Source organism: Pararhizobium sp. LjRoot238 (assembly GCF_964252955.1).
Lineage (GTDB): Bacteria > Pseudomonadota > Alphaproteobacteria > Rhizobiales > Rhizobiaceae > Pararhizobium.
Genome location: NZ_CAXUPP020000001.1, coordinates 505,671 through 526,506, shown reverse-complemented (window position 1 = coordinate 526,506; position 20,836 = coordinate 505,671). Strand labels below are relative to the sequence as shown.

The following is a 20,836-nucleotide window of genomic DNA, read 5'->3' as shown; positions in this document are numbered from 1 at the left end:
CTTCCTTCCGTCATCGATGCCACCTTCGCGCAAGTTTGGCGCGTTAGGCCTGTTGCCAGTATGGGCAGCAGGTATGAATGCTGCCTGCCTCTCATGAAGAGACGGAACTTCCGATGGCAACACCTCCTGCTCTAGTCATCCCGAAGGTCGCACCGAAAGGCCGTGATATCGGCTTTGCGCTCGGCATCGTGGCGATCCTGTCGATCCTCTTTCTGCCGATACCGCCGTTTCTGATCGACATCGGGCTGGCCTTTTCCATCGCGTTCTCCATCCTCATCCTGATGGTTTCCCTGTGGATTCAGAAGCCGCTGGATTTTTCGTCGTTCCCGGTCATTCTGCTGATCTCCACCATGACTCGTCTGTCGCTCAACATCGCGACGACGCGCGTCATCCTTTCGCATGGGCATGAAGGACACGACGCAGCCGGTGGGGTCATCGCCGGTTTTGCGCAGCTCGTCATGGGCGGCGATTTCGTCATCGGTCTGATCGTCTTCCTGATCCTGATCACCGTCAACTTCATCGTCATCACCAAGGGCGCGACGCGTATCGCCGAAGTCGGCGCCCGCTTCACCCTCGATGCCATTCCCGGCAAGCAGATGTCGATCGACGCCGACCTCTCCGCCGGCCTGATCGACGAGAAAGTAGCCCAACGGCGCCGGCGTGAACTGGAAGAGGAAAGCTCCTTCTTCGGTTCGATGGACGGTGCCTCGAAATTCGTGCGCGGCGACGCGATCGCCGGATTGCTGATCACCGCCATCAACGTCTTCGGCGGTATCATCATCGGCTATGCCCGCCACGACATGTCGATCGGCGAGGCCGCCGATGTCTTCGTCAAGCTCTCGGTCGGTGACGGTCTGGTGTCGCAGATCCCGGCGCTGATCGTGTCGCTGGCGGCAGGTCTGCTTGTGTCGCGCGGCGGCACTGCCGGATCGACGGACCAGGCAGTCGTCAACCAGCTGGGCGGTTATCCGCGCGCGCTCATGGTGGCGGCCGGCCTGATCCTGATGCTGGCGATGATGCCCGGCCTTCCCTTCATTCCCTTCGCCTTCCTCGGCGGCGGCATGGCTTTCCTCGGCTGGATGATCCCGCGTCAGCTCGAAGCGGCCAACAAGCTCAAGCGCGAGCAGGAACAGCAGACGGCTCAGCAGAAAACGGACAGCGAGAAAGATTCGGTCAAATCGGTCCTCAAGACGGCTGAAATCGAGCTCCTGCTCGGCAAGCAGGTCTCCACCCGGCTTCTCGGCGCCCATCAGGAACTGGCTTTCCGCGTCGGCAAGATGCGCCGCAAGTTCGCCGGTCAGTACGGCCTCATCGTTCCGGAAATCAAGGTGTCGGACGACATCGGCATTCCCGACAAGGCCTATCATATCCGTATCCATGGGACGACGATCGCCTCCAACACGGTCCGCGTCGGCGAAGTCATCGTCGTGACCGGCGGCGGCCGCAAACCGAGCGTTCCGGGTGACGATATTCGCGAACCCGCCTTCGGCATGCCGGCGGTATCGATCCTCGAAACCTTTACCGAGGACCTGAAGCGCGAAGGCTTCCACCCGATCGACAACGTCTCGGTGGTGCTGACGCATCTGTCGGAAGTCATCCGCAACAACCTGCCGCAGCTTCTGTCCTACAAGGACGTCAAGATCCTGATCGAGCGCCTCGATCCGGAATATCGCAAGCTGGCGGATGAGATCTGCACCTCGCACATGTCCTATTCGGGTCTGCAGGCGGTGCTGAAACTGCTGCTTGCCGAACGCGTCTCGATCCGCAACCTGCATCTGATCTTGGAAGCGGTTGCAGAACTCGCCCCGCATGTGAGGAAGACCGAGCAGATCGTCGAGCATGTCCGCGTGCGCATGTCGCAGCAACTGTGCGGTGATCTCGCCGACAACGGCACGCTGCGCGTCCTGCGCCTCGGCAACAAATGGGACATGGTCTTCCACCAGGCGCTGAAGCGTGACGCCAAGGGCGAGATCGTCGAGTTCGACATCGATCCGCGTCACCTGGAGGAATTCAGCGAGCAGGCCACCAAGGTTATCCGCGAACATCTCGATCGTGGTATGCCATTCGTGCTGGTAAGTTCGCCCGAATCCCGTTCTTATGTGCGCATGATCATCGAGCGCTTGTTTGCCACATTGCCGGTCCTCAGCCACGTCGAGCTTGCCAAGGGTCTCGAGATAAAGATCATTGGCTCGATCTCATGATCTCCGATCTTGAAGGCACGGTGCTGGCGCTTTTTGCCGCATTCTGCCGGATCGGCGCGTGCATCATGGTCATGCCAGGTTTCTCGACGGCGCGCGTCCCGGTGCAGGTCCGTCTCTTCATCGCGGTGGCGATCTCGATGGCGGTGCTGCCGATCATGTGGAACGAGATCTATCCGCAGGTCGCCGGCAAGGGGCATACCTATATCTACATCATCGCCACCGAAACGGTGGTCGGCAGCGTCATCGGCTTGATCGCGCGCTACTATGTGCTGGGACTGCAGTTCGCCGGAACGGTCATCACCATGATGATCGGCTTCAACGCGCCACCGACCGCCGACGTGCTGGAAGACACGGCGGAAAACCAGTTGACCAACCTGATCAGCTTTGCCGGCCTGATAGTCCTGTTCATGCTCGATTTTCACCACGTCATCCTGTCGAGCGTTGTCGATTCCTACAAGGTGATGCCGCTCGGCGTCGGCTTCGATCCGCAGGGCGTACTGATAACGCTCGCCAATGCGCTCGAAACGACGTTTTACATCATGCTTCGGCTGGCGAGCCCTTTCCTCATCTATGGGTTGTTGTTCAACGTCGCCATCGGCATGGTCAACAAGCTGGCGCCGCAGATGCCGCTCTATTTCATCTCGCTTCCGTATCTGATCATGGGCGGCATGTTCCTCCTCTATCTCGGCATCGCCGCGATGCTGCGCCTGTTCGCCGACGGCTTCGGCCCGATGATGCAAGGGAGCTAGCGAAGCATGAAAAGCCGGTCGGAAAAATTGAAGCGCCTCGTTGCCGTACAGCGGCACCTCGAGCAGATGGCGGAAAGCGAACTGGCCGAAACCGCCAGGCAGCGCCGCGACCTTGCCGAAACCATCGATGTCGTCGCCGACGCCATGGGATCGGCAAGCCCGCTGCATGCGATGTTCTCCGGGCACTATGCTTCGCAACTCGGTCGCCTTGCCCAGAAGGACCAGATGCTCCTTGGTATCCAGCAGGTCCACGAAACCCGCGTCCTCAAGGAGCGGGCAAAGGGCGACCGGCTGGAGGAAAACATGAAGGAAGCGCGCGTCCTGGAGGAGCGTACCGAGGCCGACAATGCGATCTACGATCTCGTCGATCAGCATGTGATGGGCAAGCCACCAGCTTCCGGTAAGGTTGGCCGGTCATAGTGCGGCTTCAGGATCGGCCGTCTCTGCGTCCGAACCGCTTGTTTAAACTGCTGAATTTATGGGGTTGTCGCTGGTGTCGTCTCGGGCACCACCAGCTCCGTGACCGAGAGGACACCGCATGGCCATTTCTCCTCCAAGCGACCTGGTGTTGGATGTCGTGCGCGCCGCCGATCCGGCCGAAGTGCAGGAGGCGCAGGCGCGGCTAAAGGCCAATCGTGCCGCCTTCCAGGCAACAAGCCTTGCTGAAAACGGAACCGGCTTTGCCAATACGGTTGCAGTCCTGAACCAGGACAGCCCGTCCAACAGCCTTGGCGACATCAACAATCGCGCCGAGGCCAAGAAGATTCCGGAAAGTTACCGCAAGTTCGAAGCCATGGTGCTGCAGAATTTCGTGAAATCGATGCTCCCCGCTGAAAGCGAAGAGGTCTACGGCAAGGGCACCTCCGGCGACATGTGGAAGAGCATGATGGCAGAGCAGATCGGCAACGTCATGGCACAGGGCGACGGCGTCGGCATTGCCGAAAGCATGGTCACCGACCGGATCGTCGGTTCGGAGGGGCCGGATCGCGTGAACGCATCGCTCGATGGTAATGACAACAACGTCGCGCTCAGCATGGTGCAGGAATACGAGCGCAAAGCCGTCGCCAATTTCATGGCGACCGAAGGCAGGAACGAACAAGCCTGAGGCAATCCCGGCGGATTGCCAGGGCTTGCCTGACACATAAGTTTCGCGCATCGCATCACGCCGAGGGCAGGACCCGCGTGATGCAGGCGCCAACGGGAGCGAAATGATGGAAGTTGCAGCATCGGGTGACGTGCGTATCCAGAACGTGCTTGGACGCCTCGAAATGATCCTCGACAACGAGAACAGCCGGATCGGGCTCGATCCGAGCTTCGACCTGAAGGCATCGAACGCGCGCAAGAGCCGCTGCCTCTACGAACTGACGATGCTGCATCGCGACGCCTCGCCGAGCGAGATTTCGCCGTCCTTCGTTTCCCAGACACGGCACATCAAATCCAAGCTGATGGCAAATTCGCAGAAGGTGAATGCGCATATGGAAGCCTGCCGGTCGGTGGTGGAAATCCTCAAGACCGCCGTGCAGGATGCAGATGCGGATGGCATCTATTCCGAGCAGCAGTTTCGGTACGGCGATTTTTGATGCTGAAGCTCGTTTTCACCGGTGTCTGGGTCTGCGCAGTGACGCTCGGATCCGTCTATTTCTCGATCCAGCATGCTTCGGCGCCGGTGGAATCGGATGCGGAGACGGACCGCCGCGCATTGCAGCAATATGTTCCCGGTGAACTCATTACGGTACCGGTGATCACCGACGGTGCGGTGCAGGGCTATTTCCTGACGAAGCTGTCCTTCGCCGTCGACAAGAACAAGATCAAGCACATGGACGTGCCGCTCAAGGAGACGGTGACGAACGCGCTTTTTGACATTCTCGTCGGTCAAAAGTTGATCAACGTCGCCGACAGCAACAGTTTCGACCTGGCCCAATTCAAGACTGCGGTCAAGGAAGGCCTGAACAAGGACATGCACGACGAAGTGATCTTCGACGTGCTCGTCGAGCAGTTGGAATATCTGTCGAAGGCGGATGTTGCCCGGATTGCCAAGGGGGCCAGCCAGCCGCAGCAAAAGCCTGTCGCGGTTGTCGACAAGAATGGCGAGACCGCCCACGACGAGATCCCTGAAGCCGAAAGGCGCGCCGCAGCGGCCGCACGTTGAGGCGGGTCGCGTCGCTCAGTTCTTTTCCGGGTTGCGATACTGCTCGTTGACGAAGCCGAATTCCATCATCAATCGGCCCCAGGCCACGTAAAAATGGTAGAGCCCTGCCGACGGCAGCTTGGTTGATCGCCATAGGGAAATGCCGCGGAAGGGCGAGGCGGCAAGCAGCATCAGCGATTTGGCAATCGTCTTTATGCGGCCGGCAAGCCCCGGCGCCGCGCGATGTTCGAGCAGCGCCGAAATTGCGCCATTCCTCAGGCTTCGTGCCTTGATCCAGGACATTTCCGTCCGCCGCGCCGGGATCGTCTCGGCAACCCAGGCCTCCGCCGCCCAGGCGAATGTGAAGTCCTTCTCCTTGCAGCGGCGATAAAAGTCGCTGTCTCCGCCACCAATGAAATTGAACACCGGATCGAGGAACGGCCGCGGCATAGCGTCGAGTACCGGGCGCGTGATCAGGACGTTTCCGGAGGAATAGAGGATCGGGACGGGGCCGGTTGTCTCGTAGTGGGGCAGGAAGACAGGGTGGCGTTTCTGATCGTTGCGTCCCTGGTCTTCGAAATCGGGCAGTTGTGGTCCGCCCACCAGGTCTGCCCTGGTCTGTCTGTGTACCGATATGAGACTGTCGAGCCAATCGGGTGCCGCGATCTCGTCGTCATCGATAACGGCGATAGCGTGGAGATTGGGGTAGGTGGCAAGCGCCATCGACCAGCCGCCATTATAGGCATGGCAATTTCCGCGCTGGTGCGCGACCACCACGAGGGCGTTGATCCGGTGGCCGGCAAAAAACGTTTTTGCCGCTTCGGCCCCTTCAAGGCCGTCCGCGTCATTCTCCATCACCACGATCGCAAAGGGGCCGCCAGGCTCCTGTGAAATCACGGTTTTCAGGGTTTTCAGCAGATGTTCGGGCCGCCGAAATGTCGGCAGGGTGACGACGAACTCGACGCTTTCCGCCGCATCGACCGTCGTCTGGTAGAACACAGTCACATCCGGGGCGGGCGGGGTCATGGTGGGAACCTGTTGAAGGCGACGCTTTGACAAACACTAAAGCAAATCTTCCTAAACAGATACTAAATTTCCAAATTCGCTTTTGAATGAATGATTTAAAGGTCATTTCACGCCGCGTTGCTACAGTCCGGGCAGTTGTTCTCAAGTCTCGCGTGGCAGCATGCATCTGGTTTTGGTTTCCTCTTTGGTGCCGGTGGAGAACCCTTCATCGGGGTTCGACATTGCCAATCGTGCCGTTCTCGACGGCCTTTGCGCGCTCGGCCACCGCATAAGCGTGATTGGCTTTCTTCAGCCGGGGCAGACTGCTGCCGCAGGTGGCGACACGTATCTTTTGGGCGAGCTTGAAGTCGCCAATGCGAAAGTTGGCACTGCCACGAAACTTCGCTGGCTGGCAACGGCCCTTCTCAATCGCACGACCCTGTCTTCGGCCAAGATGCTGAAGACAGGCGCCGAGCATATCGAGATGCTGCTGCAGGGCCTGCAGCCGTTCGACGCAATAATCCTCAACTCCGTACAACTGCCGGGCGCATTCTCCGCTGTGTTCCAGAAACACCCGACGATTTATGTCGCCCACAACGTCGAGGCCGATTCCGCGCTCGAAAATGCGGCGTCGGCGTCCGGATTGCTGGAAAGGTTTCTGTTCAAACGCGAGGCGGGCCTTCTGGAGCAGGTCGAACGACGACTCACGCAGTCGGCCTCGGCGATCTGGACTTTCGCCGAGGCCGACCGTTTCGGTTTCGGTTACGCGGTGTCGGACCGTGCCGCCGTCCTGCCATTGGTGACGCGTTGGGAACTGCCGGAAAGCGGTGTGGAAAGGCTGCCGGAATACGACCTGGCCCTGATCGGCACCTGGAGCTGGAAGCCGAACCGGATCGGACTTGACTGGTTCCTCTCCAAGGTTGTGCCGCTTCTGCCGGCCGATATGTCCATCGGCATCGCCGGTCAGATGCCGGATGCGCCCGCGGTTTCCCATCCCGGTCTGCATTTCCTCGGCAAGGTGCCGGACGCCCGTGCGTTCGTCGAGGCCGGCGCCGTCATCCCGTTGATCAGCCGCGGTGGCACGGGCGTCCAGCTGAAAACCATCGAGACCTTCGAACTGGGCATGCCGAGCGTTGCCACGCACGCCTCTCTGCGCGGCATAGGCGCGATCCCCAGCAATTGTTCGCTCGCCGACGATCCAGCCGAATTCGCGCGGCTGCTGACCGAGAAGGTTGCGCAGGTCCGGGCCGGCAATCGTCAGCGCCTGTCGGGCGCAGACTTCCATCGGGCGCAGAAAGCCAGGTTGCTCGGTACGCTCGAGAGGGGGCTTTCCGGTTTGGCAAAGCCCGCCACAGCGCCCGCCCCGCATTTCAGAGAGCCAGCCGCGCAAAAGAAAGCCAGCACGCCACATGGATTTGCCGTGCATGAGGGAGGAAAATCCCGATGAATGTCTTCCCGGGCACATCGATTATCGCATCGCAACGGATGATCCTCGACATGCCGGTCTGCGATTTCGGCTGGGCGGATGCTTTCGCGTTCGCCGACGAGATCGCGTCGCTGTCGATCGGGCAGACGGTCATCTCGTTCCTCAACGCCAACAATGCCAATCTGATGATGAATGACCGAGAGTATCGTGCCGTCCTCAACCGGCACATCGTTCTGCCCGACGGTCACGGCCTGGATATTGCTTCCTGGCTTTTTCATGGGAGGATCTTTCCGGCCAATCTGAATGGCACGGACTTCGTGCCGGCACTGATGACCTATATGACGACGCCAAGGCGTGTTGCGATGATCGGCGCGCGTCCGGAGATTTTGAAGCGCGCGGCTGAGAATTTCCAAAGGCATTCGCCGTGGCACGAGTTCATTCCCGTCTCCGACGGCTTCTTAGACGTGGCACAATCGGACGAGGTAATGGCGAGGGTTCGCGAGCTCAAGCCCGATATCCTTTTGATCGCGATGGGCAGCCCGAAGCAGGAGAAATGGATCGATCGCCACGTTGGACCCGGCCATGCGCGGCTGGTGATCAGCGTCGGCGCACTCTTTGATTTCATCGCCGAGGAAGTGCCACGGGCCTCGCCGACCGTCCGGCGCCTGCGTCTGGAATGGTTGCACCGGCTGGTCCTCGAACCGCGCCGCCTGTGGCGCCGATATCTGCTGGGAAATCCGCTGTTCCTCTACTATGTTGTTCGCCATAAGCTGGGAGGGCGCGCAAAGACTTTGGAAGTCGGCGGGCACCGTGCCGAATCTCGATCGTTCTGACGGATACCATGATGCGCACCGCTGTCGTGACGGCCTCCTATGCCAATGATTTCGAGCGTTGCCGCCTGCTGTGCGAAAGCATGGATATGCGGCTGAAGGGCGATTGGGTTCATTATCTGCTTGTTGCCCCGTTTGACGTTGCCCTGTTTCGCCAGTTGGAAGGCTCTCGCCGTCAGGTCATCAGCGAGAGCGATCTTTTGCCCTGGTGGCTGCGTGCCGTGCCGGATCCGATGTCGGCTGGTCGCCGCAAGCTCTGGATCAGCCCCTACAGCCTTCCCCTGCGCGGCTGGCATGTGCAGCAGTTGCGCAGGCTGGCACTGTGCCGTCACATCAAGGAAGAGACGATGTTCGCGGTCGATTCCGATGTGGTCTTCTTGCGTGATTTCGATCCTGCAAACCTCTGGCAGGGGGATCGGTTGGCGCTTTATCGCAAGGACGGGGCGATCGGCGAGCGGATGCGCTCCAACCATCTCGAATGGCTTGCCCATTCCGACAGGTTGCTCGGCATTGGCCCCTTCAGCTTGCCCGCCAACGACCATATCAACACGCTGACCGCCTGGCGCACCGATAGCTGCCGGGCACTGCTTGATCATGTCGAGGCGCTGCATGGCCGCGACTGGATCCGTGCGATCACCCGCTCACGGCAGTTTTCGGAATGCATGATCTACGGCCGTTTCGTCGATGACGTGCTGAAGGGCGAGGGGCACGTGGCGTCACCCGAGGGGCTTTGCCACGTCCTCTGGTTCGACGACAGCTATGCGCGCGACATCAGTGGCCTCAGGCATTTCTTGGCCGATATGTCGCCGCATCACATCGGCATCGGCGTGCAATCCTTCGTCGGGCACGATCTTGCCGACATCCGCAGCATCGTTCTCGAACGCGCCGCTTGATCTTCCTCAGATCACCCGGCCGGCTTCGCCGCGCAGCGCGCTATAGGTGAGCGCGAAAGACGCACCATAGAGCGCCAGATAGACGCCGTTAAGTAACGGTGCCCAATAGGAGACATCGGTGCTGGCTTTGAAGACGATGGCGAGCAGGGCGACTTTCACCACGCCCGCAATCACCAGGTTGAATATCCGGCGCACGGTGCGGCCCGTCGCGTAGAGCAGTTCCGAGTGATACTCGACCAGATTGCGGAACGAGGGCACCAGAAGCACCGCCATTAGATAGGGCGCCGCCTCTGCGACGTTGTTTCCAAGTCCGCGTGGAAAAATCCAGAGGTAGATGGCCATGGCGGCTATTGCCATGAAGGATACTGCCGCGACCAGAGCTTCGATCGTTAGTCGCGTCCGCCAGGATGAGATCGTGCCGGGCGTGCGCATGATCTTCTGGACGAGCAGGGTATTGAAGGATCGAACGGGAAGCGCCGTCAGATCGGCAAGCCGCATGATGATCGCATAGATCCCCGAAACCTGGGGTCCGCCGATGGCAAGCACGGCGATCTTGTCGAATTCCGATTGGATGTAGAACAGCACCTCGGCGCCTGCGACCGAGACGGAATCCACCCAGCGGCGAATGTAGAGTCCCGGCCGCCAGCGTAGCCGCACCTTCGGAAAGAACCAGATGACAGCGATCAGCAGGCTAACCAGGTTGGACGCAAGATAAAGCAGCGACCACGTTTCGAGCGATGCCCAATGCGAGAATGAAAAGCCGAGGGCTGCAGCAGTGCGCATGCCCGTGCCGATCACCACCAAAAGCGCGGCGCGGCCGAAGCGGCCGAGGCCGTTGAGCACGATGGCAACGACTTCCAGCCCGCGCCAGCAGATGATTTCGGCGGCCATGAGGGCGAGGAAGACGCCAAGCGCCATGTCACGCGCGAACACGGCGTAGTAGATGGCGAGGCACAGAATTGCGATCAAGGGCAGGGAAAGTACGGCGCCAGCCACGAACCCGGCGCTGTAGGTGCCGACCAGCAGGGGCTTGACGGTGGCGACCCGGTAGAGCGGCGACATGAAGCCGAAAGCGAGCACCCGAGAGATCATGATGCCGGCGGCGGACGCCGTCGCGAACAGGCCGAACTCGGCGACGGAAAGCCCGTTGGCAATGCAGATGAAATAGACCAGCGACAGCACGAGCCGACCTGCCGAGCCGCCCGTCATGGAGAGATAGGCGTGGATCACGCCGTTGTGGCGCGCATAGAGGGTCTTGGCGAAATCGATCACGGGCGGGGTCCAGATGTGCTGTCCCGTTTCTAACCGCTAAAGCTTAATGAGCAGTATGAAGCGGCCGGTTTGCAGCATTTGCGGTGCGACGGCGGCCCTATGTTAATGGTTTGTTTTCCATAAAAACTTAAGCTCCGTGCACAATTCGTCCTTTTGCCCGATCGCGGGCGCTTGCAGGCCTTGATGTTCGATCCGGATGACAACAAACGGACTGTGGTTCGCCGCTCCCTGCTTGACGTTCCGTCAAGCGAAGGGAAGCCGTCGCGCCGTTCGAAAACGTCGCACGCTGCGGCGCCCCCCGCGCCTGTGCATGGCGCTGCCGCCCTGCTGAGCCGGCTGGGCAGCCCGGTCGTCGAACCGCAAGCGGCACAGACCCGCAAAGGCAAGCAGGCCGCGCGCCATGAGACCATTGACGCGCGAAAGCAGGCCGGCTGGTTCAGGCGTAGTAGCGGAAAAATAGAGCCGGCACGAGAAACAGAGGCGCAGACCATTGCTGCCGTCTATTCCTCGCCGGCGGTGTCTCCCTCCTTCGGAGTGCCACCAGATGGGCAGGATCGTCCTCTGATCGATGTTGCCACGATCCTGAGCTCCGTCTGGCTGCTTCGCAAGGTTGTCATAGCGTTGACGGTTGTTGGTGCCGTGGGCGGTGTGCTGCTCGCCATGTCGACCCCCAGCGTCTATGTCTCGGAGAGCAAGCTCTACGTCGATCCGCGCGAGGTGCGGCTGACGGATTCGGACCTGTCCAAGGAAAGCCTGGCAACCGAGGCCATTCTTGCGCTGGTCGATAGTCAGCTCGAAGTGCTGCGATCGCGCACGGTTCTCGAAAAGGTTGCCATTGATCTGGGTCTCGACCGTGATCCGGAATTCGGCGGAAATGCCGCGGGCACGGGCGGCCTGGCGGCCGGGATCGATGTCATCCGCGAGATCGTTTCTCCCGGCAAGGGAAAGCCGGCGCCGGCATCGGGCGTCAATCCGCGCACGCTCGAAAAATTGAGTGGAGCCGTCAGCGTGTCGCGCGATCCGAAGACCTTCATCGTCACCGTCGAGATGCAGACCCGCGATCCGGCAAAATCGGCGCTCATCGCCAATCGCCTCGTATCAACCTTCCTTGCCGAAGAGCAGGCCGCCCAGTCCGGTTTCTTCCAGCAGACTACGGCGGCGCTCGACAGCCGGCTGGCTGATCTTCGCAAGGAGTTGGACACTGCTGAAAACGCTGTCGAGAAATACAAAGCCGACCGCGATATCGTCGACGCTGATGGCAAATTGATTTCCGACAAGCAGCTTCTTGCCCTCAACGATCAGGTTGCCGCCGTGCGCAACCGCATCGCCGAAGCCAGGGCTAAAGCAGGTGTTGCCACCAAGACCCGGTTGAACGATGTGCTTAGCGGCGCGTTTCCGGAGGAGCTGAGCTCTGTCACCCTGCAGGAGTTGCGCAAGCAATATTCGCTGGCGCGCGCGCAATTGAGCGCGCTCGAGGCAAGCCTTGGGCCCCGCCATCCCCAGAGGCTGGCGGCCGTCCAGTCGCTTGAGGTTGCGCGTTCGGAAATCGGCAACGAGCTTCGCCGCATCGAGGCGGCGGCCCAGACCGAATTGCAGCGGGCGATCCGCACCGAGAAGGACCTTGTCCAGCAGTTGGCGGTTCGCAAGGCGCAGCAGGTCAACTCGTCCGCCGGCTTCATCGAACTTCGCGAACTGCAGCGCAAGGTGAATGCGACCAGAACCATCTATGAATCCTTCCTGAAGCGGGCAAGCGAAACCGGCCAGGAGGAAAAGCTGACATCGAAGAACATCCGGGTGATCTCGCAGGCGGAGCCGCCGCTCCAGGCCAAGGGCCCGTCGCGCAAGCTGATCGCGGTTGGCGGTTTGATTGCAGGGTTCATGGCAGGTATCGGGCTCGGCATCGCGCTCGGCGCCTATCGGAGCCTGCGGGACCTGTTCCAGCGGTCGAACCAACCGGCAGGCTTTGTTCCGCAGCGCGATCCGCCCGGGCAAGATAATGATCCGGACGGCCCGGGATCCTCGGGATATTTTGAAGATCCATTGTCCGCGCCGGCGGAACACCGGGCGTGGATGCCGTCGGTGCATCATGCGGCGGCCTCGGCGGCTGCACTCTCGGCGTTTCCCGCGCGCCGGGACACGGCGCCATCTGCTCTCAGGGACTATCTGCGCGAGCAGGATCAGGGTAGTGGCGGCATGGCGCAGGTTCAGCAGGATATGCGCGCGCTGCGCTCCCGTGTCGAGCACTATGCGAGCTCGCGGACCAGCGGACGGCGTTAGTTGATTATTCTTATCTGCAGAACGGATCTGGTTGCGGCGAGCGACTCGTCGGCTTCATTTCCTCAGCAATGATAGAATGATAGAAAATCGCAAGCTGGTCGTGTTTCCGCACCACGACCGCCCAATCGGCCTTGAATTTATTCGATCGGGACAGCATAGGACGCATTGAGGCCACCGATATCTTTCACCAAAACTAGAGTGCATAGAACAAACGAGAATCTGGGAGAACGCCGTGACGACCGTGATTGATGGCAAGCAAGTTGCAGCTTCTGTGATCGACGCCGTGAAAACCGCGTCTGAGACGCTGCAGGAACAGACCGGCGTCAAGACCGGTCTGGCCGTGGTTATCGTTGGCGACGATCCGGCAAGCCATGCCTATGTCTCGGCGAAGAGCAGGATGGCCAAGGAGTGCGGCTTTACCTCCGTCCAACATACACTGCCGGAGGAAACGACGCAGGAAGAGCTCGCGGCCCTGGTTCAAACCTTGAACAGGGACGAAAGCCTGCACGGTATCCTCGTGCAGCTTCCGCTGCCCAAGCATCTCAACTCCGAGCCGATCATCCAGTCCATTCTGCCGGAAAAGGACGTCGATGGCCTGCACGTCGTCAATGCGGGCAAAGTAGCGACCGGCGATCTCGATGGCGGTCTCGTCTCCTGCACGCCGGCTGGTGCGATGGTGTTCGTCAAGCGCACGCATGGCGAGGATCTCTCCGGGCTGAATGCCGTCGTCATCGGCCGCTCCAATCTGTTCGGCAAGCCGATGGCGTCCTTGCTGCTCGCCGCCAATGCAACGGTGACGGTCGCGCATTCGCGCACCAAGAATCTGCCCGCCGTCTGCCGTGGCGCCGATATCCTCGTTGCCGCCGTCGGACGTCCGCAAATGGTCAAGGCTGACTGGGTGAAGCCCGGTGCGACCGTCATCGATGTCGGCATCAACCGCATCGCTGCGCCCGAAAGGGGCGAGGGCAAGTTCCGCCTGGTCGGCGATGTCGCCTTCGAGGAATGCGCGAAAGTTGCCGAGGTCATTACGCCGGTACCGGGTGGCGTCGGTCCGATGACCATCGCCATGCTGATGGCCAATACAGTTATTGCCGCCTATCGCAAGGCAGGTAGGAAAGCGCCGAAATTCTGATCCGACCGTCGTCGGCGATCGCTTTATGACTTCGGGGCAGGGCCGGTGGAGGCCCTGACGATCAGTTCCGCGCGCCAGAGCTCCTGCTCGGGATAGTCGCCGGTCTTCAGGATGCGGGAAATCAGCCGGGTGGCGATGCGCGAGCCGGCGGCCCTGAGCGACGAGCGCGTGGTCGTCAACGGAACGCTGAAATTTTCCGGCTTCAGCATCGGCAGAACGTCGTCATGGGCGATCAGCGAAATATCAGTGCCGAGTTGCAATCCCGCCTTGCTAATGGCCCTGACGGCGCCGAGCGCTATCACGGTGCTGGAACACAGAACGGCCGTTGGCGGCTCTTTCCGTTCGAGAAACTGCTGCATCGCCCGGTGGCCATATTCATCCGTCATCAGCGAGTGATGGGCGAGGCCTTCGTCGAAAGACAGGCCGTTTTCCTCCAGTGCGCGCTGCATGCCCTTCTTGCGCCGGATCGAAAACGTCAGATTGGCCGGGCCGTTGATCAGTGCGATCCGCCGGTGCCCGAGCTGGATCAAGAGCCGCGTCGCGTCATGGAAGGCCGCGGTGTTGTCGATGTCGAGGAAGGGGTAGTCGGCCGGTTGTCCGATTGCCCGCCCATGGACGACGAAGGGGATCGACAGCGATTTCAGCATGGCGATGCGCGGATCATTGGCGCGCACATAGGCGAGAAACAGGGCGTCCACATTGCCGCTGGCAGCCAGCCGCTTGAACGTTGCTTCCTCGTCGTCGGGCGCGCTCGGATTGATGACGAAATGAAAATCGTGCCTGACGGATTCCTCGCCCAGCCCGGCCAGGAATTCGCCGAAATGGACGTCGGAATCGATACCCTGGGCGATCGGCATGACGAGGCCGATGGAGCCGGCCCGGCCGGTTGCCAGCCTCTGGGCAGCGCGGTTCGGCCTGTATCCGGTTTCGCGCACGGCGCTTAAGACCCGCTGGCGTGTTTCGGCGTTGACTTCCGGATATCCGTTAAGCGCCCGGCTGACCGTCGTTTGCGACAGGCCTAACATTTCCGCGAGCTGTTTCAAATTCACATTCATGACTAGCGCGTCCTCCCAAAGCGCTTTGATTTCTATTTGGTTTTTGCTTTCCATCCACAGCGCGCGGCAGATTTTGTATCACCGGTGGTGGCAGTCAACCAGAAAAATCCACTTCATTGCACTGCAAACATTCGCTGCGATGCACGATTTATTCGTTTTTTCGCCATTTACGGGAAAGCCCTTGACTTCCTGCCGGTCGAAATGATTTGTTAGCAAACTCAAAGCGCTTTGAATTTCGAGGCGCAATGATGTTCGCCCGGCGTCAAATGGGCTGGGTCTTTCTTGGGAGGAAATGACGTGAAGAGAGCATTCTTGATGGGAGTGGCAGCGATTGCGCTTGTGGCGGGTGCCGCAAATGCAGCTGAGCTGAAATTCAAGCCGGGCGAAGATTCCAAATTCAACTGGGGAAGTTACGAAGAGTTCAAGAAGGGTCATGACCTCAAGGGTCAGACGCTGACGATCTTCGGCCCCTGGCGCGGCGAAGACCAGGCGCTGGTCGAGTCGGTGCTCGATTATTTCCGCGACGCGACCGGCGTGGACGTGAAATACTCGTCCTCGGAAAACTACGAGCAGCAGATCGTCATCGATACGCAGGCCGGCAGCCCGCCGGACGTCGCCGTCCTGCCGCAGCCGGGCCTGATCGCCGATCTCGCCTCCAAGGGTTATCTGACGCCGCTCGGCGAAGAGACCCAGAAGTGGCTTCTCGACAATTACGCTGCCGGGCAGTCCTGGGTTGATCTAGCGACCTATGCAGGCAAGGACGGCAAGAAGGAACTCTACGGCTTCCCCTACAAAATCGACGTGAAGTCGCTCGTCTGGTACGTGCCGGAAAACTTCGAGGACTCGGGCTACGAAGTTCCGAAGACCATGGAAGAGCTGAAGGCGCTCACCGAGAAGATCGTTGCTGACGGCGGCACGCCCTGGTGCATCGGCCTCGGTTCCGGCGGTGCCACCGGCTGGCCTGCAACCGACTGGGTCGAGGACATGATGCTGCGCACGCAACCGGCCGACGTCTACGACAAGTGGGTCACCAACGCCATTCCGTTCACCGATGCCGCCGTAACCGGCGCGATCGATGAATTCGGCTGGTTTGCGAAGAACGACAAGAACGTCGATGGCGGCGCCGCAGCCGTTGCCTCCACCGACTTCCGCGATAGCCCCAAGGGCCTCTTCTCCTCTCCGCCGAAGTGCTACCTGCACCATCAGGCGTCCTTCATTCCGTCCTTCTTCCCGGAAGGCACGGTTGTCGGCGAGGATGCGGACTTCTTCTACATGCCGCCCTACGCAAGCAAGACGGATCTCGGCAATCCGGTTCTCGGCGCCGGCACGCTCGCCCTGATTACCAAGGACACGCCGGCCTCGCGCGCTTTCATCGAGTTCCTGAAGACCCCGATCGCGCATGAAGTCTGGATGGCTCAGACGAGCTTCCTCACTCCGTTCAAGGGTGTCAACAAGGACACCTATGCCAACGGTCCGATGAAGAAGCAGGGTGAAATCCTGCTCAACGCCACGACCTTCCGCTTCGACGGTTCCGACCTGATGCCGGGCAAGATCGGTGCGGGCGCATTCTGGACGGGCATGGTCGATTATGTCGGCGGCAAGTCGTCGGCCGATGTCGCAGCTGACACCCAGAAGGCCTGGGACGCAATTAAGTAAGGATCGAAGAAGTTTGGCAGGGTGGCCGCCAGCCTGCCAAACCATCGAACAAAACGGTGCCGGTACCTGTTCCGGCACCACAATCAGAAAAGACTGGAAGACCTGAGATTCCGCTCCGCTCCGACATTGGGAAGGGCGGATGTCGAGAGGGGTCGAAAAGGCGTCTCTGAACGAGGCGGCCCTGCCGGGCGTGTGATGCCACATCATCGCCTGGCAGCCGACCGTTCAGCCTGCCGCAGGTCTCCCAACAGTGTTGGAGATCGAGCGGCACGGGCGGAAAGGCCGCGCTGACGGCCATGTATTCCTGGGGAGGGAAGTTGCCATGCAGCAGTTGCTTTTTGCCGTCACAACGATGGCAGCGGGGGTTCTCGCCTGCGTCGCCTATTTTTACGGGACGAACTGGATTCTCGACCGGATTTTTCCGTCGAAAGGTCTGACCGGCAAGGTCGCGTCGCGCAACCTGCGCATCACCAATGCCATCCGCCCCTGGCTCTTCCTCGGGCCGGCGATGGTGTCGCTGACCATTTACTTGATCTACCCGGTGATCTCATCCGTTTGGCTGAGCTTTCACGACAAGGCCGGCCAGAATTTCGTCGGCCCGAGCAATTTCAGCTGGATGGTCAACGACGGTGAATTCCGCCAGTCGATCTATAACAATTTCCTCTGGTTGCTCGTCGTTCCGGCAGCGGCAACCTTCTTCGGCCTGATCATCGCGGCACTGACGGATCGCATCTGGTGGGGTAATATCGCCAAGACGCTGATCTTCATGCCAATGGCGATCTCCTTCGTCGGTGCCTCGGTCATCTGGAAGTTCATCTATGATTTCCGTCCAGAGGGCTCCGAGCAGATAGGTCTTCTGAACGCGCTCGTCGTCTATTTAGGCGGATCGCCGGAAGCCTGGATGACGCTGCCATTCTGGAACAATTTCTTCCTGATGGTGATCCTGGTCTGGATCCAGACCGGTTTCGCCATGGTCATTCTGTCGGCGGCTCTGCGTGGCATTCCGGAAGAGACCATCGAGGCCGCCGTCATCGACGGTGCCAATGGCCTGCAGATTTTCTTCAAGATCATGATCCCGCAGATCTGGGGCACGATCGCCGTCGTCTGGACCACCATCACGATCCTGGTGCTCAAGGTCTTCGATATCGTTCTCGCCATGACCAACGGGCAGTGGCAAAGCCAGGTTCTCGCCAACCTCATGTTCGACTGGATGTTCCGCGGCGGCGGCGACTTCGGACGGGGTGCTGCGATCGCCGTCGTCATCATGGTGCTGGTGATCCCGATCATGATCTGGAACATCCGCAACGCTGCCAAGGAAATGGAGGGCCGCTGAGATGATTGCTTCTTCCCGCTCGCCGCTCATCTGGGTCGTCCATCTCTCGGTCCTTTTGCTGGTTCTGCTCTGGACGCTGCCAACCGCCGGTCTGCTCATCTCGTCGCTTCGCGACAAGGACCAGCTCGCTGTCTCCGGCTGGTGGACCGGACTGTCCACCTCGACGCAGAAACTCGTCTATCGTGCCCCTGGCGCCGACAAGCAGGTGGAGAACGACGGCAAGTTCGTCATTTCCGGCAATTTGCTCGAAGGCCAGTCGACCGGTCAGGTCTCCGCCTTCGGCTTCAACAGCCGCGAACCGGCGGCATTCCAGCCAGGGCAGACCGCAGATCTCGGCGACGGTGAAAAACTCACGGCACAGGCTGACGGTGCATTTGAAATCGTTTCCGACAAGGCGATGGAAGGCACGCGCGGCCAGCGGATCTTCTATACGGCAGCCGTTCCGCCGCGTTTCACCATCGATAATTATATTGAAGTCATGCGGGCGGAAGGCATCGGCGCTTCCTTCATCAACTCGCTGACGGTCGCCATACCCTCGACGATCATTCCGATCCTGGTCGCCGCCTTTGCGGCCTATGCGCTGGCCTGGATGAAGTTCCCCGGTCGCGCGATCCTGATCGCCGTCGTGGTCGGCCTTCTGGTCGTTCCTCTGCAGATGTCGCTGATCCCGCTGCTGAAACTGTACAACGGCGTCGGAGCCTTCCTTGGTGTACCGGCCAAGACCTATGTCGGCATCTGGTTGGCGCATATGGGCTTCGGCCTGCCGCTCGCCATCTATCTGCTGCGCAACTATATGGCCGGTCTGCCGCGTGAAATCATGGAGTCGGCCCGTGTGGACGGCGCCAGCGATTTCGATATCTTCGTCAAGATCATCCTGCCCTTGTCCTTCCCGGCGCTCGCCTCCTTCGCGATCTTCCAGTTCCTCTGGACCTGGAACGACCTGCTGGTTGCCATGGTCTTCCTCGGCACGGGCAACGACTCGCTCGTCCTGACCGGGCGCCTGGTCAATCTGCTCGGCTCGCGCGGCGGCAATTGGGAAATCCTGACGGCGTCCGCCTTCATCACCATCATCGTTCCGCTGATCGTCTTCTTCAGCCTGCAGCGCTATCTCGTGCGCGGCCTGCTGGCGGGCTCGGTCAAGGGCGGCTGATCTTTCGAAAACGGGAATTTGACTGAAATGAACATGAGCTTGACTGAGGCCGGTGCTTCCACCCTGGCGGCTGACCGTGACTGGTGGCGCGGTGCGGTGATCTACCAGATCTATCCGCGCTCCTATCAGGATTCCAACGGCGACGGCATCGGTGACCTCAAGGGTATCGCCGCGCGTCTGCCGCATGTCGCTTCGCTCGGCGTCGACGCGATCTGGATCTCGCCGTTCTTCACCTCGCCGATGAGGGATTTCGGTTACGACGTGTCGAACTACAACGGCGTCGATCCGATCTTTGGCCTGCTTGCGGATTTCGACGATCTGATTGCCGAAGCTCATCGCCTCGGCATCCGCGTAATGATCGATCTCGTCTTGTCCCACACGTCGGATCAGCACCCATGGTTTGTCGAAAGCCGCTCCAGCCGCTTCAATCCGAAGGCGGACTGGTATGTCTGGTCGGATTCCAAACCCGACGGCACGCCGCCGAACAACTGGCTGTCGATCTTCGGCGGCTCGGCCTGGGCGTGGGACCCGACGCGGCTGCAATACTACATGCACAACTTCCTGACCTCGCAGCCGGACCTCAATCTGCACAATCCGGAAGTTCAGGACGCGCTGCTTGCCGTCGAACGCTTCTGGCTGGAGCGCGGCGTCGATGGCTTCCGGCTGGATACGATCAACTTCTACTTCCATGACAAGCAACTGCGCGACAATCCGGCACTGGCCCCGGAACGCCGCAATGCCAACACGGCGCCGGCGGTCAATCCGTATAATTATCAGGAACATCTCTACGACAAGAACCAGCCGGAGAACCTCGAGTTCCTCAAGCGTTTCCGCGCCGTCATGGACGAGTATCCGGCGATCGCCGCCGTCGGCGAGGTCGGTGACAGCCAGATCGGTCTTGAGATCGCCGGGCAGTACACCTCCGGCGGCGACAAGATGCATATGTGCTACGCCTTCGAATTCCTGGCGCCCGATCCGCTGACGCCGGCAAGCGTCGCGCAGGTGCTGCATGATTTTGCCCGTGCGGCACCGGAAGGCTGGGCCTGCTGGGCGTTTTCCAACCATGATGTTGTGCGCCACATCACCCGCTGGGGCCTCGATGTCGCCGATCACCAGGCGCATGCGAAGTTTCTCTGCAGCCTGTTGATGACGTTGCGCGGCTCGGTCTGCATCTATCAGGGTGAGGAACTCGCGCTGACGGAAGCCGAGCTCGCCTTTGAGGATCTGCAGGATCCCTATGGCATCCAGTTCTGGCCAGACTTCAAGGGCCGCGACGGCTGCCGCACGCCGATGGTCTGGGATGGCAGCGCCGTCAATGGCGGTTTCAGCGAGGCTAAGCCGTGGTTGCCGGTGCCGCAGGAGCATCTCGCCCGCGCCGTCTCGGTCCAGCAGACGGATCAGCGCTCGGTGCTCAATCACTACCGGCGCTTCCTTGCGTTCCGCAAGCAGCATCCGGCCTTCGCCAAGGGCGAGATCGTGTTCCGGGCCTATGAGGCGCCGGTGCTCGGTTTCGAGCGCAAATTCGGCAACGAGACGATCCTGTGCCTGTTCAACATGAGCGGCGAGGCGACAACCGTCGACCGGCCGATCGAAAAGCTCGACGTGCTCGAAGGCCACGGTTTCGGTTCGCATCTGGGTGACGAGAAAATCACGCTACCGGCGTGGAGCGGCTTTTTTGCCCGTGTCGAATAATCGGATCAAGCCGGCATCCACGGGTGCCGATAAAAAC

At 60.5% G+C, this 20,836-nt stretch carries 18 protein-coding genes; 15 read left to right on the top strand and 3 right to left on the bottom strand.

The window, feature by feature from the left end; genetic code table 11:
- Nucleotides 1–113 precede the first annotated feature (113 nt).
- The 6 genes from flhA (at nucleotide 114) to ACSQ3F_RS02680 (ending at nucleotide 5,099) form a co-directional block, all read left to right on the top strand.
- Nucleotides 114–2,201, top strand: coding sequence for a flagellar biosynthesis protein FlhA (gene flhA / locus ACSQ3F_RS02705; protein WP_436098809.1), 2,088 nt, complete (start codon nucleotides 114–116; stop codon nucleotides 2,199–2,201).
- Entirely contained in the window at nucleotides 2,198–2,950 is a 753-nt protein-coding gene (gene fliR / locus ACSQ3F_RS02700; protein ID WP_436098808.1) for a flagellar biosynthetic protein FliR, read from the top strand. The genes flhA and fliR overlap by 4 nt, the downstream gene beginning before the upstream one ends.
- 6 nt (nucleotides 2,951–2,956) lie before the next feature.
- Nucleotides 2,957–3,370 carry a hypothetical protein gene (locus ACSQ3F_RS02695; protein WP_436098807.1) on the top strand — a complete coding sequence of 138 codons (414 nt, stop codon included), beginning with the start codon at nucleotides 2,957–2,959 and terminating at the stop codon, nucleotides 3,368–3,370.
- Nucleotides 3,371–3,488: 118 nt separating this feature from the next.
- Nucleotides 3,489–4,055, top strand: coding sequence for a rod-binding protein (locus ACSQ3F_RS02690; protein WP_436098806.1), 567 nt, complete (start codon nucleotides 3,489–3,491; stop codon nucleotides 4,053–4,055).
- A gap of 106 nt (nucleotides 4,056–4,161) precedes the next feature.
- Complete coding sequence (locus ACSQ3F_RS02685) at nucleotides 4,162–4,530, top strand: hypothetical protein (RefSeq protein ID WP_436098805.1); 369 nt, start codon at nucleotides 4,162–4,164, stop codon at nucleotides 4,528–4,530.
- Entirely contained in the window at nucleotides 4,530–5,099 is a 570-nt protein-coding gene (locus ACSQ3F_RS02680) for a hypothetical protein (RefSeq protein WP_436098804.1), read from the top strand. The genes ACSQ3F_RS02685 and ACSQ3F_RS02680 overlap by 1 nt, the downstream gene beginning before the upstream one ends.
- Before the next feature lie 15 nt (nucleotides 5,100–5,114).
- Here ACSQ3F_RS02680 and ACSQ3F_RS02675 read toward each other — a convergent pair whose 3' ends face one another.
- Complete coding sequence (locus tag ACSQ3F_RS02675; RefSeq protein ID WP_436098803.1) at nucleotides 5,115–6,104, bottom strand: glycosyltransferase family 2 protein; 990 nt, start codon at nucleotides 6,102–6,104, stop codon at nucleotides 5,115–5,117.
- A 160-nt stretch (nucleotides 6,105–6,264) separates the two neighbouring features.
- Between ACSQ3F_RS02675 and ACSQ3F_RS02670 the strand changes: the two genes are divergently transcribed.
- Genes ACSQ3F_RS02670 through ACSQ3F_RS02660 form a run of 3 tightly spaced genes read left to right on the top strand, consistent with a single transcriptional unit; the run spans nucleotide 6,265 to nucleotide 9,232 of the window.
- Nucleotides 6,265–7,530: a glycosyltransferase gene (locus ACSQ3F_RS02670; RefSeq protein WP_436098802.1), complete on the top strand. Its 1,266-nt coding sequence runs from the start codon at nucleotides 6,265–6,267 to the stop codon at nucleotides 7,528–7,530.
- Nucleotides 7,527–8,342, top strand: coding sequence for a WecB/TagA/CpsF family glycosyltransferase (locus ACSQ3F_RS02665; RefSeq protein WP_436098801.1), 816 nt, complete (start codon nucleotides 7,527–7,529; stop codon nucleotides 8,340–8,342). The genes ACSQ3F_RS02670 and ACSQ3F_RS02665 overlap by 4 nt, the downstream gene beginning before the upstream one ends.
- 11 nt (nucleotides 8,343–8,353) lie before the next feature.
- Nucleotides 8,354–9,232 carry a DUF6492 family protein gene (locus ACSQ3F_RS02660; RefSeq protein ID WP_436098800.1) on the top strand — a complete coding sequence of 293 codons (879 nt, stop codon included), beginning with the start codon at nucleotides 8,354–8,356 and terminating at the stop codon, nucleotides 9,230–9,232.
- 6 nt (nucleotides 9,233–9,238) lie between these two features.
- On the opposite strand, the gene ACSQ3F_RS02655 is transcribed toward ACSQ3F_RS02660, so the two are convergent.
- A complete protein-coding gene (locus ACSQ3F_RS02655) occupies nucleotides 9,239–10,504 on the bottom strand; it encodes a lipopolysaccharide biosynthesis protein (RefSeq protein ID WP_436098799.1) in 1,266 nt (421 codons plus the stop codon).
- A 183-nt stretch (nucleotides 10,505–10,687) separates the two neighbouring features.
- Here ACSQ3F_RS02655 and ACSQ3F_RS02650 point away from each other — a divergent pair, with 183 nt between their 5' ends.
- Both ACSQ3F_RS02650 and folD read left to right on the top strand, forming a co-directional pair.
- Nucleotides 10,688–12,781: a GumC family protein gene (locus ACSQ3F_RS02650; RefSeq protein ID WP_436098798.1), complete on the top strand. Its 2,094-nt coding sequence runs from the start codon at nucleotides 10,688–10,690 to the stop codon at nucleotides 12,779–12,781.
- Nucleotides 12,782–13,013: 232 nt separating this feature from the next.
- A complete protein-coding gene (gene folD, locus ACSQ3F_RS02645; protein ID WP_436098797.1) occupies nucleotides 13,014–13,913 on the top strand; it encodes a bifunctional methylenetetrahydrofolate dehydrogenase/methenyltetrahydrofolate cyclohydrolase FolD in 900 nt (299 codons plus the stop codon).
- Nucleotides 13,914–13,936: 23 nt separating this feature from the next.
- Here the strand turns inward: folD and ACSQ3F_RS02640 are convergent, their stop codons facing one another.
- Complete coding sequence (locus tag ACSQ3F_RS02640) at nucleotides 13,937–14,968, bottom strand: substrate-binding domain-containing protein (protein ID WP_436098796.1); 1,032 nt, start codon at nucleotides 14,966–14,968, stop codon at nucleotides 13,937–13,939.
- A 297-nt stretch (nucleotides 14,969–15,265) separates the two neighbouring features.
- Between ACSQ3F_RS02640 and ACSQ3F_RS02635 the strand changes: the two genes are divergently transcribed.
- The 4 genes from ACSQ3F_RS02635 (at nucleotide 15,266) to bglA (ending at nucleotide 20,799) form a co-directional block, all read left to right on the top strand.
- On the top strand, nucleotides 15,266–16,624 hold the full coding sequence (locus ACSQ3F_RS02635) for an ABC transporter substrate-binding protein (protein ID WP_436098795.1): 1,359 nt from the start codon (nucleotides 15,266–15,268) through the stop codon (nucleotides 16,622–16,624).
- 322 nt (nucleotides 16,625–16,946) lie between these two features.
- On the top strand, nucleotides 16,947–17,957 hold the full coding sequence (locus ACSQ3F_RS02630; protein WP_436098794.1) for a carbohydrate ABC transporter permease: 1,011 nt from the start codon (nucleotides 16,947–16,949) through the stop codon (nucleotides 17,955–17,957).
- A gap of 1 nt (nucleotide 17,958) precedes the next feature.
- Nucleotides 17,959–19,107: a carbohydrate ABC transporter permease gene (locus ACSQ3F_RS02625; RefSeq protein WP_436098793.1), complete on the top strand. Its 1,149-nt coding sequence runs from the start codon at nucleotides 17,959–17,961 to the stop codon at nucleotides 19,105–19,107.
- Nucleotides 19,108–19,134: 27 nt separating this feature from the next.
- Complete coding sequence (bglA, locus tag ACSQ3F_RS02620) at nucleotides 19,135–20,799, top strand: beta-galactosidase BglA (protein WP_436098792.1); 1,665 nt, start codon at nucleotides 19,135–19,137, stop codon at nucleotides 20,797–20,799.
- The last annotated feature ends 37 nt before the right edge of the window (nucleotides 20,800–20,836 follow it).